The sequence below is a fragment of the Streptomyces triticagri genome (genome assembly GCF_003429565.1).
GTDB lineage: Bacteria > Actinomycetota > Actinomycetes > Streptomycetales > Streptomycetaceae > Streptomyces > Streptomyces triticagri.
The window spans coordinates 32,800-46,757 of the sequence record NZ_QUAK01000038.1; the positions used below are offsets into that span (position 1 = coordinate 32,800).

The following is a 13,958-nucleotide window of genomic DNA, read 5'->3' on the forward strand; positions in this document are numbered from 1 at the left end:
ATTCACTCTTTTCAGTCGATTGCGCACGTGCGGACGATTATGGGGAAAGTCGTTTCAGCAGGTCAGCGGCGCGGACCTGGTTCGGCTCAGCCGGCGTCGAGGAAACGGTCGAGCACCCGCACGCCGAACTGGAGTCCGCTCACCGGGACGCGTTCGTCCACGCCGTGGAACATGCCGGCGAAGTCCAGCTCCGGCGGCAGCTGCAGCGGGGCGAAGCCGAAGCAGCGGATGCCGAGGTCGTCGAAGGACTTGGCGTCGGTGCCGCCGGAAAGCATGTACGGGACGGCGCGCGCGATCGGGTCCTCCGCCTTGAGCGCGGTCTGCATGGCGTCGACGAGCCGGCCGTCGAAGTCGGTCTCCAGGGCCTTGTCGCCGTGCACGTCCTCGCGGTGGACGCGCGGGCCGAGGATGCGGTCCAGGTCCGCGAGGAACTCCTCCTCGTACCCCGGCAGGAAGCGGCCGTCCACGTGGGCGGTGGCCTGACCGGGGATGACGTTCACCTTGTAGCCGGCGCCCAGTTGGGTCGGTGCGGCCGAGTTGCGCAGGGTGGCGCCGATCATCTTGGCGATGCCGCCGAGCTTCTCGAGGGTGGCGTCCATGTCCTCCGGGTCGAGCTCGGTGCCGAGCGCGTCGGAGAGTTCGTCGAGGAAGGAGCGCACGGTCTTGGTGACGCGGACCGGCCACTCGTGGCGACCGAGGCGGCCCACGGCCTCGCAGAGCTCGGTGATCGCGTTGTCCTTGTTGGTCATGGACCCGTGGCCTGCGGTGCCGTCGACCGTCAGGCGCATCCAGTGCATGCCCTTCTGCGCGGTCTCCACGAGGTAGAGGCGCAGGTTCTCGTTGACGGTGAAGGAGAAGCCGCCGACCTCGCCGATCGCCTCGGTGACCCCTTCGAAGAGCTGGGGCTGCTTGTCGACGAGATGCCGCGCGCCGTACACGCCGCCCGCCTCCTCGTCGGCGAGGAACGCGAGGACGATGTCGCGCGGAGGCTTGCGGCCGGAGCGCATGCGGTCGCGTACGACGGCGAGCGTCATCGCGTCCATGTCCTTCATGTCGACCGCACCCCGGCCCCAGACACAGCCGTCCGCGATCTCGCCGGAGAACGGATGGTGCGTCCAGTCGTGGGCGTTGGCCGGCACCACGTCGGTGTGGCCGTGGATGAGGAGTGCGGGCCTGGAGGGGTCCTCGCCCTCGATCCGCGCGACGGTGGAGGCGCGGCCCGGGTGCGACTCGAAGATCTGCGGCTCGAGTCCCACCTCGGCGAGCTTCTCGGCGACGTACTCGGCGGCCTTGCGCTCACCGGGCCCCGAGTGGTCGCCGTAGTTGCTGGTGTCGATCCGGATCAGGTCTCGGCAGAGGTCGACGACCTCTTCTTCGCCGCGGGCGGACCCGCCCCGGACGGAACCTGTGGCGCCGGCCGTACTCGACTCGCTCACGCTGCTGCCTCCCGGTGGTGCGGTTGGGTCCCTCCCATCCTCCCCCGCCGGGCCCCGCGTCCCAAGGGCGGGCGGGCTTCGACATACGGCGTTCACCTCGGTCCGAGGGTGTGATCAGGGGCCCCGGATTGTTTGCTATGGTTTTCCACGTCGCCGCGGGAGACCGCGGTTCACCTGGTCCGGGTGGCGGAATGGCAGACGCGCTAGCTTGAGGTGCTAGTGCCCTTTATCGGGCGTGGGGGTTCAAGTCCCCCCTCGGACACCACATCGCAGGTCATATGACCCCGTAGCTGCTTGTCGGCTGCGGGGTTTTTGCTGTGCTCCGCTCCTGGCTGTTGTGCGTGCGCGGGCGCGGGTGCAAGCTTGATTACATGATTACAGCCGAACAGCGTGACAAGCTCCGCGGCTGGTTCACCGGCCGTCTGCCGGACGATCTCTTCGAGAGTCTCGTCGAGGTGACCGTCGACCGTGAGGAGATCACCGTCGTCGGACGTATCCCCGGACCCCGCCTGGCCGCGGACGTCTCCGAGGCCGAGCGGGATGCCGCGGTGCGGGGCCGCATCCAGGAGTTCCGGGAGCGCACCCGGGACGAGCGGATGGCGGTGGCCCGGGACGCGGAGCACCGGTTCAGCAAGAAGGTCTCGTGGGGTGTGGAGTGTGCCGGCGAGCGCGCTCTGTTCACTCATGTCGCGGCTCCCGTGATGACCCGGCTGCGGCAGCCCGAGCGGCAGGTCCTCGACACCCTGGTCGCCGGGGGTGTGGCCCGCAGCCGCAGTGACGCGCTCGCCTGGTGCGTACGCCTGGTGCAGCGGAACACCGACGACTGGCTCGGTGAGCTGCGGGACTCGCTCGACCACGTCCAGCGGGTCCGCGAGCGGGGCCCGGACACCGACGCGTCCACGCAGGACGACGGCCCCGACTCCCAGGAGTCCGCCCGGGATTGACCGGACCTGCTGACGCGAGAAGCTGGGCGCGAGCCCCCGAGTACAGGGAGAGGCGCCCATGGCGACGACGGTCGAGTACAGCCGCCACCGGATCGCGCCGGACGATCAGCGGGCCTTCGCGGACGCCTGCCGGGCAGCCGCCGGGACCGCCGGGCAGGTGGCAGGTGGGCGGATGAGTGACAAGCCCGGTACGCCGTCGGTCTACGAGTGGATGGGCGGGGCGGACGCGCTCGAGCGGCTCACCGATGTGTTCTACGGCCGGGTACTCAAGGACCCTGTCCTTGCACCGGTGTTCGCCGGTATGGACGCCCGGCATCCGCACCATGTCGCGCTCGGGCTCGGTGAGGTGTTCGGCGGCCCCGACACGTACTCGGCGCGGCACGGCGGCCATGCCCACATGGCGAGCCGTCACCTGGGACGGCACATCACCGAGGAGCAGCGACGCCGCTGGGTGGACCTGCTGCTCGATGCCGCGGACATGCCCAAGTGGGAGTGGGGCCAGACCCCGCCCTGGCAGCCCGACGCGGGCTGACGGACCGCGCCGGCGTGCGCTGTGCACAATGGTCCGCATGTCGTCCCGCCGTACTCCGCGCCGCCCGCACTCCGCAGTCCGTGCCGCCTCACCCTGCCCGTGCGGGCTGCCCGCCGAGTACGGCGCGTGCTGTGGCCGGCTGCACGAAGGGCGGGCCGCGGCCGCGAACCCGGAGGCGCTGATGCGCTCGCGGTATGCCGCGTTCGCGGTGCGGGACCCGGCGTATCTGCTGCGCACCTGGCATCCCTCGACGCGTCCGCCGGGCCTCGAACTCGACGAGGGCACCCGCTGGCTGGGCCTGGAGATCCTGGGCAGCACGGAGGGCAGCGCCTTCCACTCCACGGGCACGGTGACGTTCCGGGCGCGCTGGACCGAGGGCGGGCGGCCCGGGGCGCTGCACGAGCGCAGCCGGTTCGAGCGGCTCAACGGCGCCTGGGTGTACGTGGACGGTGACCTGCTCGACTGACCCCGGCCGTCCCGGTCACGGGCCGGTGCGCGGGCTCCGGCATCATGGGGGCGACGTGCGCAGCGGGTGGACGTGCGCAGCGGGTGGAAAGGGAGAGGTCTGTGGAGACCGGTCGGGTCGTGGTCGTGATGGGTGTGTCCGGTACGGGGAAGACCACCGTCGGGGAGCTGCTCGCGGCGGACCTGGGCGTGCCGTACGCGGAGGCCGACGCGTTCCACTCACCGGCCAATGTGGCGAAGATGGCCTCCGGCACTCCGCTCGACGACGAGGACCGGTGGCCGTGGCTGGACGCGATCGGCGCCTGGGCCGCGGAGCGCGGCGGGCGGGGCGGGGTGGTGAGCTGCTCGGCGCTGAAGCGGGTGTACCGGGACCGGCTGCGAGCCGCGGCGCCGGGCCTCGTCTTCGTGCATCTGCACGGCACGCGTGAGGTGATCTCGGCGCGGCAGTCGGCCCGTGAGGGGCACTTCATGCCCAGCTCGCTGATCGACTCGCAGTTCGCCACCCTGGAGGCGCTGGAGGCGGACGAGGTGGGCGTCCTGGTGGATGTGGCGCCCGGACCGGAGAGTGTGGCGCGCGAGGCGGCGGCGGCACTGCGGAAGCTGTGACTCCGGCGGGTACGGGCCCGATGGGTACGGCCCCGGCACGGGTCGGGAGCCGTACCCGACGCGCACCCGGAGCCGTATCCGCGGCGGATCACCCGGAGGAGCTCTCCGCGTCCGCTGCCTTGTCCAGCTGGAAGGCCTGGTTGCCGAGGCCGATCCTGGCGTGCACCTCTGGCTTCGTGCGGCGCAGCACCGTCCCGTAGACGAGCCCTGCGACGGCGGCGAGCGCGATGATGCCGGGCAGGATCCAGCTGAGCGAGGAGCCGGGTCCGGCGCCGACCAGGACGTCGAAGTCCTTGACCGTGTAGATCGCGATGCCGACCAGGGCGAGGCCCGCAAGTCCGGAGGCGACCAGGCGCCAGGACTGGGCGGCGGCCGCCCCGCGGCGTACGAAGAAGACGATCACGGCGAGGCTCGCGGTGGCCATCAGGACGATCACGCCGAGGGCGCCGATGTTGCCCATCCAGGTGAACAGGTGCAGGACGGACGCCGTCGGGTCGTCCACCGGGCCGTCGTCGGTCACCGCGAAGGCGAGGATCACGGCCAGCGAGATCGCCGTCTGCAGCAGCGAACCGGTGGCGGGCGCACCGCTCTTGGCGTTGGTCCGGCTGAAGGCCTCGGGCAGCAGCCCCTCTCGGCCCATCGCGAAGGCGTACCGGGCGACCACGTTGTGGTAGCTGAGTGCCGCCGCGAACATGCCGGTGACGAACAGGATGTGCAGGACGTCCGTGAAGGTCCCGCCGAGTCTGCTCTCGGTCAGGAAGAAGAGGAGGTTGGGCCCCTGTTCGCCCGCCTGGTTCACGATCGAGGACGGTCCGGCGGCGACGGTCAGTGCCCAGGAGCTCAGGGCGAGGAAGACGGCGGCGATGCCGACGGCCAGGAACATCACGCGCGAGACGACGACCTGCGGCCTGCTTGTCTCCTCCGCGTACACCGGGGCCTGTTCGAAGCCGACGAATGCGGCGAGGCAGAAGCACAGGGCGGTGCCGAGGCCGGCGCCGCCGAGGGTGTCCGGATTGAAGGCGTGCAACGAGAGGCCCTCGCCGCCCGGTTCGGACACGGCCGCCAGGTCGAAGATCACGACGAGCGCGAACTCGATGATCAGCAGCACGCCGAGCACCTTCGCGTTGAGGTCGATCTTCAGCCAGCCGAGCACACCCACCACGGCGGCGCAGCTCAGTGCGAACACCCACCAGGAGACTTCGAGGTCCAGATAGGTCGCGAAGATGGTGGACATCTCGAAGCCGAGGATGCCGTAGATGCCGACCTGGAAGGCGTTGTACGCGACCAGCGCGACGAGCGAGGCGCCGGCGCCTGCGGTGCCGCCCAGGCCGCGGGCTATGTACGCGTAGAACGCGCCCGCGTTGTGCACATGGCGGCTCATCTCGGCGTAGCCGAAGCTGAAGAGGATCAGGACGGCGCCCAGGATCAGGAAGAGCAGTGGTGTGCCGACGACCTCCATCACGCCGAATGTGGTGGGCATGACACCCGCGACCACCATCAGCGGGGCACTGGCCGCCAGTACGGACAGCAGGAGGCCCACGGTGCCGAGCCGGTTCGCCCGCAGCGCCCGGTCCTCGCCCTTGTAGGTGTTGATGACGTCCTGTCCTGCGCTGCGCTCTCCGGTTCTCTGACCGGTGCTCGAACTGCCCGTGAGCATTGGGGTGTTCCTTTCGTGGCGTGGTGCGGATCCGGGGTGCGATTCCGGTGGGTCCCGCGGCCCGTGGGCGCGCGGTCAAGCGGAGCCGAGCGCGGCACTGCGCGCGGCGCGGAAGGCCTTGAAGGGATCCCGGTCGGGGTACGACCAGGGCGCGGGCGTGGCGTGCGGGCCGATGCGCTGGAAGAGCGCGGCGGCCTCGGCGGCCCGGCCCTCGCAGAACTTGCCGTGCGCCAGGAAGTTGAGGTCGACGCGGCCTCTCGGGTGCTGGACGCCGTCCCATTCCAGCCACCAGTCGAAGGCCCTGCGCATCACGCCGCGGGCCCGGCGTCCGCTCCAGTGGCCGGACGCGGTGGGGTCGGCCGGCTCGGAACCGGCGGCGGCGAGCACCCGGTAGCGCTCGGTGTGGGCGATCACCGGAAGCAGCGACAACGGCGAATCGGCGGGGGCCTGTTCGGCGGCCCAGGAGGCGAAGTCGTACACCTCGTGCATGGGGTCCTGGCCGGCGGCCGGCCGGCGTTCGGCGAGTCTGGCGACCATCAGGTGGTGGGCGTGATGGTGGTCGGGGTGCCGGTGGCGCACCTCGTCGAAGAGCTGGAGGACTTCCTCCTCGGTGCCCAACGAGCGGGCGAGCAGCAGGAGTCCGAGCCAGGGGGTCGGGTCGGCGGGAGCGAGCGCGGCCGCCGTGCGGCAGGTGTCCTGCGCGCGCTCCGGGCGTAACTTCCCGCGCAGTGCACGGAAGACGTCCGCGGCGGCGGCGAGCGCGGCGGCGTCCGGGCTCTCCGGCTCGGCGAGCCGCCATTCCTCGGCCCAGGACGCGGTGGACGGGGCCTGCCCGAGGACGACGAGGCGGTGTCCGCGGCGATCCCAGTCGTCTCCGGTGTCGGCGAGCAGCGAGCGGACCGCGGTCCAGCGGCCGCGGTCGAGGGCGTCCCGTGCGGCGGCCAGGCCGGTGTCGTCGAGTGCGGCGTCGAACGCATCCCTGGCGCGCTTGCGGGAACGCCCGAGGGGCGGTGGTGGGGGCACCGGTGTTTCCTCTACAGCGCGGTTAGCAAGCGGATGATCACGCACAGCAAACCGGTAGGCACAGCTCCCCGTCAAGGGCCCCCTGTCCGGTGTGGACTCCAACTCGGCCGCTCACGGGCCGAGTCGGCGAGCGGCTCGGCATCGTCGACCGGCCACCCGGACAATCCCCGGGCGACGCCCGTGACCTGCGGCTACGCTGCCCGGATGACCATCCCCGAGACCGGTCCGACATCCACGCCGACATCCGTACCGACATCCGGCGCCGACGATCTGCCGCCCTTCGAGCTGGCGTTTCCGGGTCCGCTGCGGGACCGCCTGGTCGCGGCGGTCCTGAGCGGCGCCAAGACGACCACGACGTCGCTGCACGCCGCTTACGGTCCGGACGAACCGCTGCCGCAGGCCGGCGAGCGGTGTGCCTTGATCGACTCGGCCGGGCGGGCCGTCGCGGTGGTCGAGACGACCGAGGTGCGGGTCCTGCCGCTCGGGGACATCGATCTGCGGCATGCCGTGGACGAGGGCGAGGGACATACGACCGTGGCCCGATGGCGGTCGGATCACGAGGAGTTCTGGCTCGGCCCCGAGTCCCTGGCCGCGATCGGCGACCAGGACTTCACGCTCGACGACTCCAGCCTGGTGGTCACCGAGCGATTCCGGGTGACCGAGCGGCTCGGCTGATCCGACGGCCCGTACGCCGGCCGCCCGTACGCCGACTGCCGTACGACGACCGCCCGTACGGCCACCGCCCGTACATCCGACCGCCCGTCCGTCAGTCGACCGCCTGCGCCGCCGCGCGCCCGGCCGCGCGGCCGGAGAAGATGCAGCCGCCGAGGAAGGTCCCTTCGAGCGAGCGGTAGCCGTGCACACCGCCACCGCCGAATCCGGCTGCCTCGCCCGCCGCGTACACGCCCTCCAGCGGGCTGCCGCCCTCGGTCAGGACACGGGAGGACAGATCGGTCTCGAGGCCGCCGAGCGATTTGCGGGTCAGGATGTTGAGCCGTACGGCGACCAGCGGGCCCGCCTTCGGATCGAGGATGCGGTGCGGGGTCGCGGTCCGGACGAGGCGGTCGCCGAGGAACTTCCGGGAGCCGCGGATGGCGGTGACCTGAGAGTCCTTCGTGAACGGGTTCGCGATCTCGCGGTCGCGGGCGACGATCTCGCGGCGCAGGCCCGCCTCGTCGATCAGGGCGTCCTTGGTGAGCTCGTTCATCCCGCGGACCAGGGAGCCGAGATCGTCGGCGACGACGAAGTCCGCGCCGTGGTCCATGAACGCCTTGACCGGCCCGGGCACGTCCGCCCTTGCCCTGCCGATCACGTCACGCACGGACTTCCCGGTCAGATCCGGGTTCTGCTCGGACCCGGAGAGGGTGAACTCCTTGCCGATGATGCGCTTGTTGAGCACGAACCAGGTGTAGTCGTGGCCGCTGTGCATGATGTGGTCCAGGGTCCCGAGCGTGTCGAACCCGGGGAAGAGCGGCACGGGCAGGCGCTTGCCGCGGGCGTCCAGCCACAGCGACGACGGGCCCGGCAGGATGCGGATCCCGTGCTCGGGCCAGATCGGATTCCAGTTCTCGATGCCCTCGGTGTAGTGCCACATCCGGTCGCCGTTGATGCGGCGGCCGCCCGCGTCCTCGGCGATGCCGAGCATCAGGCCGTCGACATGGGCGGGCACACCGGACAGCATCCGCTCGGGCGCGGTGCCGAGGCGCTCGGGCCAATTGGCGCGCACCAGGTCGTGATTGCCGCCGATGCCGCCCGAGGTGACGATCACGGCCTGCGCCCTCAGCTCGAACTGCCCTGTCACCGCGCGGCTGCTGGCCTGGCCCCGCTCGATGTCCGAGGGCTCCAGGACCTCACCGCTGACCGTGTCGACACTGCCGGCGCTGCGGCTCAGTCCGGTGACGCGATGCCGGAACCTGAGGTCGACCAGGCCCTGGGCCGCGCCCTCGCGCACCCGGCGCTCGAACGGCGCCACCACGCCAGGACCGGTGCCCCAGGTGATGTGGAAGCGGGGCACCGAATTGCCGTGCCCGGTCGCGTCGTAGCCGCCGCGCTCGGCCCAGCCCACCACGGGGAAGAAGCGCACACCCCGCTCGTACAGCCAGGAACGCTTCTCGCCGGCCGCGAAGTCCACGTACGCCTCGGCCCATTTGCGCGGCCAGTGGTCCTCCTCGCGGTCGAAGGCGGCGGTGCCCATCCAGTCCTGCAGGGCGAGTTCGCGGCTGTCCTTGATCCGCAGTCGGCGCTGCTCGGGCGAGTCGACGAAGAAGAGGCCGCCGAAGGACCAGTGCGCCTGACCGCCCAGTGACTGCTCGGGCTCCTGGTCGAGGAGGATGACCTTGCGGCCGGCGTCCACCAGCTCCGCCGTGGCCACCAGACCGGCGAGCCCGGCCCCGATCACGATCACATCAGCGTCGTACGCCATCGCCGTCCGTCCTCTCCGGTGGCCGCCGCGCCGGTTACTCGCGCGTCAATGTCGCTTCGATCCAAGCCGTGCGCCGACGGCGCGTCAACAGTTCCGCCGCCGCTGTCGCGGACCTGCCGCGAGCGGGGACGGCCGCCCGGACCTGGTTGGATGACCGGATGAGCGCTGAGGAAATCATCGACGTCGTCGACGAGGAGGACCGGGTCACCGGGCAGTCGCCGCGCGGCGAGGCCTACCGTCTCGGGCTGCGGCACCGCTGCGCGTTCGTCCTCGTCACCGACCCCGAGGGCCGGATCTTCGTCCATCGCCGCACCCCCACCAAGCAGGTGTTTCCTTCCCGGTACGACATGTTCGTGGGCGGGGTGGTCGGCGCGGGCGAGTCGTACGACGAGGCGGCGCTGCGCGAGGCCGGCGAAGAACTCGGCGTGACCGGACTCCCGCAGCCCACCGGGCTGTTCAAGTTCCTGTACGAGTCCGAGTCCGGGACCGGCAGCGGATCCGGGCGGCACAGCTGGTGGTCGTACGTCTACGAGGTCCGCTGCGAGGTTCCGGTGCGGCCGCAGGTGGAGGAGATCGACTGGTACGCCTTCCTCACCGAGCAGGAACTGGCGCAGCGGCTCGGCGAGTGGGACTGGGTGCCGGACGGGGCGGCCGCCTACGACCGGCTGCGGGAGTTCCGCGAGGGCAGGCCGTGAGGCCCGGCGCTGCGGCCCTGGCGGCCGCCGGGCCGCGGGTAGGGTGCGGCGCGTGAGTGGGTTCGTGGAGTCGTTGCGCCTGTGGTTCTCGCCGGAGCAGGTGCGCGAGGAGGGCGATACGCCGGACTACCGTTTCTCACTGGCCAATGAGCGCACCTTCCTCGCGTGGATCCGCACCGCGCTGGCGCTGGTGGGCGGAGGGTTCGCGGTCGACCAGTTCCTGCCGGACCTGCGCTGGGGGATGCGGGTGACGCTCGCCCTGGTGCTGCTCGCCACCGGCGCGCTCTGCTCGCTGCGGGCGGTGAACCACTGGGTGCGCTGCGAGCAGGCGATGCGGCGCGGTGTGGACCTGCCGGTGTCCCGGTTCCCGGCGGCGCTCAGTCTCGCGGTGGGCGTGGTCGCCCTGGTGATGGTCGTGGTGGTGCTGGTCGGCTGGGAAGGCCGGTGAGTGCGCCGGCGGGGGTGCATCCGCGTGATCCCGGCCTGCAGCCGGAGCGGACCCGGCTCGCGTGGCGGCGCACCACGCTGACCTGCACGGTGGCGGCGGTGCTCGCCGGCCGGCAGGCGGTACAGGAGGATGCGGGCACGCTCACGCATCTGGCGGTCGGCTGCTCGTTGCTGCTCTGGCTCGCGTTCATCGCCGTGGCGCATCGCCGCATTCGCGAGCTGGCCCGCTCGAACCGGCCCGGGGCGCCACGGCGTGCCACGGTGGCGGCCGCGGCGCTGTGCACGGTGGGCCTTGCCGCGTTCGCGGTGGGCGTGGTGCTCTGACGGGGCCCCGCGGGACGGCCGAGAAACCGGTCACGTTCCGTTCACGCACTGGACGGCATACCGACTGGTCGGCATCATGCTCTGGAGAGTCCCTACCCGAGGAGCCACCGCATGACCGCAGACCAGCCCCCAGGCCTCGATCTCGACCGGCTGCGCGGCTATCTGGACCGCGAGCTGCCCGGTCTGGTCCGCGGCCCGCTCGACGGCCGGCTGATCGAGGGCGGCCGGTCGAATCTGACGTACGCGGTCACCGACGGCACCGAGCGGTGGGTGGTGCGCAGGCCGCCGCTCGGCCATGTACTCGCCACGGCGCACGACATGAAGCGCGAGCACCGGGTGATCAGCGCGCTGCACCCGACGGCGGTGCCGGTGCCCCGGACGCTGCTGCTGTGCGAGGACGAGGAGGTGACCGGGGCGCCGTTCTACGTCATGGAGTTCGTGGACGGGACCCCGTACCGCACCGCGGAGCAGCTGACGGCCATCGGGCCGGAGCGCACCCGGGAGGCCGTGCTCGCCCTGGTCGACACCTTGGTGGAGCTGCATGCGGTCGACCCCGCCGAGGCGGGGCTCGCCGACTTCGGGCGGCCCGAGGGCTTCCTCGACCGGCAGCTGCGGCGCTGGGGCAAGCAGCTGGACGCCTCGCGCAACCGCGAGCTCGCGGGGATCGACGAGCTGCACGCCGCGCTCGGCCGTGAGCTGCCCCGCTCCCCCGCACCGACCGTGGTGCACGGCGACTTCCGCCTCGACAACGTCCTGACGGACGAGGAGCAGAACATCCGCGCCGTCCTCGACTGGGAGATGTCCACGCTCGGCGACCCGCTCACCGACCTCGGTCTGCTCGTGATGTACAGCGCCGAGCTCCAGGTGGCCGACTCCCCCATCAACACGACGGCTTCGGCGCCCGGCCACCCCGCCCCGGCGGAGCTGATCGAGCGGTACGCCGCGCGCTCGGGGCGTGATGTGTCCGCCGTCTCCTGGTACACGGCCTTCGCCTGGTTCAAGCTCGCCGTGATCCTCGAGGGCATCCACTACCGGTACACCCTGGGCCAGACCGTCGGCGCGGGCTTCGACCGCATCGGCGAGCTCGTCCCGGTCTTCATCGAGCACGGCCTCACGACTCTGCAGGAAGGCTGACGCGCCATGGACTTCGGATACGACGCGACGACACAGGAACTCCGCGAGAAGCTGCTCGCCTTCATGGACGAGCACGTGTACCCGGCGCAGGCCGTCATGGCGGAGCAGCACGCGAAGCTCGACTCGCCGTGGCAGACGCCGCCCGTGGTGCAGGAGTTGAAGGCCGAGGCGCGCCGGCGGGGTCTGTGGAACCTCTTCCTGCCGGACAGCGAGCACGGTGCCGGGCTGACCAATCTGCAGTACGCGCCGCTGGCCGAAATCACCGGCCGCAGCCCGCAGTTGGCGCCCACGGCACTGAACTGCGCAGCCCCGGACACCGGGAACATGGAGGTGCTCGCCCAGTTCGGCTCCCCGCAGCAACAGGCGGACTGGCTGAAGCCGCTGCTCGAGGGCGAGATCCGCTCGGCGTTCGCGATGACCGAGCCCGAGGTGGCCTCGTCGGACGCGACGAACATCGAGACGCGGATCGAGCGGGACGGCGACAGCTATGTGATCACCGGCCGCAAGTGGTACATCTCCGGTGCGATGAACCCGAATTGCAGGATCTTCATCGTGATGGGCAAGACCGACCCCGAGGGCTCGGACATCCGCCGCCAGCAGTCGATGATCCTGGTCCCGCGCGACACCCCGGGCCTGGAGGTACGCCGTGCCATGCAGGTGTACGGGTACGAGGACCACTGGCACGGCGGGCACGCGGAGGTCGTCTTCGACCGGGTGCGCGTACCCGCGACGAACCTGATCGGCGAGGAGGGCGGCGGCTTCGCGATCGCCCAGGCACGGCTCGGCCCGGGCCGCATCCACCACTGCATGCGCCTGATCGGGATGGCGGAGCGGGCCATCGAGCTGATGTGCCGGCGCGCCGTGACGCGCACCGCGTTCGGCAAGCCGCTCGCCCAGCAGGGCGCCGTGCAGCAGTGGATCGCGGACGCCCGGGTGGCGGTGGAGCAGCTGCGGCTGCTCGTCCTGAAGACGGCCTGGCTGATGGACACGGTGGGCAACCGCGGTGCGCACACCGAGATCCAGGCGATCAAGATCGCGACTCCGCGCACCGTGGTGGACATCATCGACCGCGCGGTGCAGCTGCACGGCGCGGGCGGCGTCAGCCAGGACTTCCCGCTGGCCGAGCTGTGGGCCGGGGCCCGCACCCTGATGCTCGCCGACGGTCCGGACGAGGTGCATCAGCGCTCGCTTGCGCGGCGGGAGTTGAAGAAGTACCTGTGAGGAAGCGAGAGGGGGCGCGCACCGCGGTGCGCGCCCCCTTCGGCTCGCCCGGCCCCGCTCCGCGTGCTGGACTGGGGCCATGGTCTTCCACGCGGTGATCGGTGCCGACACTCAGGGCCGGATCCGGTACTGGGACGAGGGCGCGGTACGGCTGTTCGGCCACCGCGCCGAGGTGGCGCTCGGCCGAAGCCTGGACCTCGTCGTGCCCGAGCATCTCCGGGAGGCACACTGGGCCGGCTTCCACCGGGCCATGGCGCACCCCGAGGTCAAGGACCTCGCGGCGGACCTGCCCGTGCTGTGCGCCGACGGCGAGGTGCGGACGTACGCCGGCCGGCTGCTCGTCGTCAGCGACGGTCTGGGCACGGCGCTGGGCGCGACGGCCGTGTACGCCGGCGAGGGCAGTACGGGCGTCGCGCCCTTCGGCTGATACGGGTCGGTGCGCTCAGGGCCGCAGGGCGCGCAGCAGCAGGTCCGCGAGGTGGTCGGCGACCTCGCGCGGGGTGAGCGGGCCGTCTGGGCGGTACCAGGTCGACAGGTGGTGGACCGAGCCGAAGTGGTAGTCGACCACCAGATCGGCGGGGGTCGCGTCCGAGAAGACGCCCGAGCGCTGGCCCTCCTCGACGAGGGCGCGGAAGCGTTCGTGGTACCTGCGGCGCTCGGCCCGCACCTGCTTGTTCTTCTCGGGGCTCAGCTGGTGCATCGAGCGGAAGAAGATCGATGCGTCGTCCAGATTGTCGATGGTGGTGACGACGACGTCCGCGGCCGCGTTGCGCAGCCGGGTCTCGACCGGCTCGTCGGAGACCGCGACCGCGTCGAGGCGCTCCTGCTGCAGCCGCAGCAGCCGGGCGTAGACCTCGTGCAGCAGGTCGTCCTTGGAGCCGAAGTAGTGGTAGAGGGCGCCCTTGGTGACGCCCGCGGCCTCCACGATCTCCTGGACCGAGGTCCGGTCGTACCCCTGCTCGGCGAAGAGCCGGGTGGCGGCCGCCAGGAGCCGCTGCGGTACGGGCAACGTGTCCCCGTCCGTCGTCCTTGGCACTGCCGCCACCTGCCTT

At 71.5% G+C, this 13,958-nt stretch carries 16 protein-coding genes and 1 tRNA gene; 12 read left to right on the forward strand and 5 right to left on the reverse strand.

Annotated elements, in window-relative coordinates:
• Window positions 1-86: 86 nt before the first annotated feature.
• Window positions 87-1,436 (reverse strand): M20/M25/M40 family metallo-hydrolase, encoded by a 1,350-nt coding sequence (locus tag DY218_RS07660; RefSeq protein ID WP_128555152.1) that lies wholly within the window; start codon window positions 1,434-1,436, stop codon window positions 87-89.
• Window positions 1,437-1,613: 177 nt separating this feature from the next.
• Between DY218_RS07660 and DY218_RS07665 the strand changes: the two genes are divergently transcribed.
• The 5 genes from DY218_RS07665 to DY218_RS07685 all read left to right on the forward strand — a co-directional run bounded on the left by DY218_RS07665 (window position 1,614) and on the right by DY218_RS07685 (window position 3,983).
• Window positions 1,614-1,701, forward strand: a tRNA-Leu gene (locus tag DY218_RS07665).
• A gap of 106 nt (window positions 1,702-1,807) precedes the next feature.
• On the forward strand, window positions 1,808-2,380 hold the full coding sequence (locus tag DY218_RS07670) for a hypothetical protein (protein ID WP_128555153.1): 573 nt from the start codon (window positions 1,808-1,810) through the stop codon (window positions 2,378-2,380).
• Window positions 2,381-2,438: 58 nt separating this feature from the next.
• Window positions 2,439-2,912 (forward strand): group II truncated hemoglobin, encoded by a 474-nt coding sequence (locus DY218_RS07675; RefSeq protein WP_233521423.1) that lies wholly within the window; start codon window positions 2,439-2,441, stop codon window positions 2,910-2,912.
• A 28-nt stretch (window positions 2,913-2,940) separates the two neighbouring features.
• Window positions 2,941-3,378: a YchJ family protein gene (locus tag DY218_RS07680; RefSeq protein ID WP_128555154.1), complete on the forward strand. Its 438-nt coding sequence runs from the start codon at window positions 2,941-2,943 to the stop codon at window positions 3,376-3,378.
• Window positions 3,379-3,506: 128 nt separating this feature from the next.
• Entirely contained in the window at window positions 3,507-3,983 is a 477-nt protein-coding gene (locus tag DY218_RS07685; RefSeq protein WP_407703583.1) for a gluconokinase, read from the forward strand.
• 88 nt (window positions 3,984-4,071) lie between these two features.
• Here the strand turns inward: DY218_RS07685 and DY218_RS07690 are convergent, their stop codons facing one another.
• Window positions 4,072-5,640 carry an APC family permease gene (locus tag DY218_RS07690; RefSeq protein ID WP_128555156.1) on the reverse strand — a complete coding sequence of 523 codons (1,569 nt, stop codon included), beginning with the start codon at window positions 5,638-5,640 and terminating at the stop codon, window positions 4,072-4,074.
• A 75-nt stretch (window positions 5,641-5,715) separates the two neighbouring features.
• Window positions 5,716-6,663, reverse strand: coding sequence for a hypothetical protein (locus DY218_RS07695; protein WP_128555157.1), 948 nt, complete (start codon window positions 6,661-6,663; stop codon window positions 5,716-5,718).
• Between the two features lie 204 nt (window positions 6,664-6,867).
• Between DY218_RS07695 and DY218_RS07700 the strand changes: the two genes are divergently transcribed.
• On the forward strand, window positions 6,868-7,338 hold the full coding sequence (locus DY218_RS07700; protein ID WP_128555158.1) for an ASCH domain-containing protein: 471 nt from the start codon (window positions 6,868-6,870) through the stop codon (window positions 7,336-7,338).
• A gap of 91 nt (window positions 7,339-7,429) precedes the next feature.
• Here DY218_RS07700 and DY218_RS07705 read toward each other — a convergent pair whose 3' ends face one another.
• Window positions 7,430-9,085 (reverse strand): FAD-binding dehydrogenase, encoded by a 1,656-nt coding sequence (locus DY218_RS07705; RefSeq protein ID WP_128555159.1) that lies wholly within the window; start codon window positions 9,083-9,085, stop codon window positions 7,430-7,432.
• Window positions 9,086-9,243: 158 nt separating this feature from the next.
• Here DY218_RS07705 and DY218_RS07710 point away from each other — a divergent pair, with 158 nt between their 5' ends.
• The 6 genes from DY218_RS07710 (at window position 9,244) to DY218_RS07735 (ending at window position 13,333) form a co-directional block, all read left to right on the forward strand.
• Window positions 9,244-9,780 carry an NUDIX hydrolase gene (locus DY218_RS07710; protein ID WP_128555160.1) on the forward strand — a complete coding sequence of 179 codons (537 nt, stop codon included), beginning with the start codon at window positions 9,244-9,246 and terminating at the stop codon, window positions 9,778-9,780.
• 52 nt (window positions 9,781-9,832) lie between these two features.
• Entirely contained in the window at window positions 9,833-10,228 is a 396-nt protein-coding gene (locus tag DY218_RS07715; RefSeq protein ID WP_128555161.1) for a YidH family protein, read from the forward strand.
• On the forward strand, window positions 10,225-10,551 hold the full coding sequence (locus DY218_RS07720) for a DUF202 domain-containing protein (RefSeq protein ID WP_233521425.1): 327 nt from the start codon (window positions 10,225-10,227) through the stop codon (window positions 10,549-10,551). Before DY218_RS07715 ends, DY218_RS07720 begins: the two co-directional genes overlap by 4 nt.
• Window positions 10,552-10,662: 111 nt before the next feature.
• The gene (locus DY218_RS07725) at window positions 10,663-11,685 is read left to right on the forward strand and encodes a phosphotransferase family protein (RefSeq protein WP_128555162.1); all 1,023 of its coding nucleotides are present in this window, start codon (window positions 10,663-10,665) and stop codon (window positions 11,683-11,685) included.
• Between the two features lie 6 nt (window positions 11,686-11,691).
• On the forward strand, window positions 11,692-12,906 hold the full coding sequence (locus DY218_RS07730) for an acyl-CoA dehydrogenase family protein (protein WP_128555163.1): 1,215 nt from the start codon (window positions 11,692-11,694) through the stop codon (window positions 12,904-12,906).
• Window positions 12,907-12,985: 79 nt separating this feature from the next.
• Complete coding sequence (locus DY218_RS07735) at window positions 12,986-13,333, forward strand: PAS domain S-box protein (protein ID WP_128555164.1); 348 nt, start codon at window positions 12,986-12,988, stop codon at window positions 13,331-13,333.
• 15 nt (window positions 13,334-13,348) lie between these two features.
• Here the strand turns inward: DY218_RS07735 and DY218_RS07740 are convergent, their stop codons facing one another.
• Window positions 13,349-13,942 (reverse strand): TetR/AcrR family transcriptional regulator, encoded by a 594-nt coding sequence (locus DY218_RS07740; protein WP_128555165.1) that lies wholly within the window; start codon window positions 13,940-13,942, stop codon window positions 13,349-13,351.
• Between the last annotated feature and the right edge of the window lie 16 nt (window positions 13,943-13,958).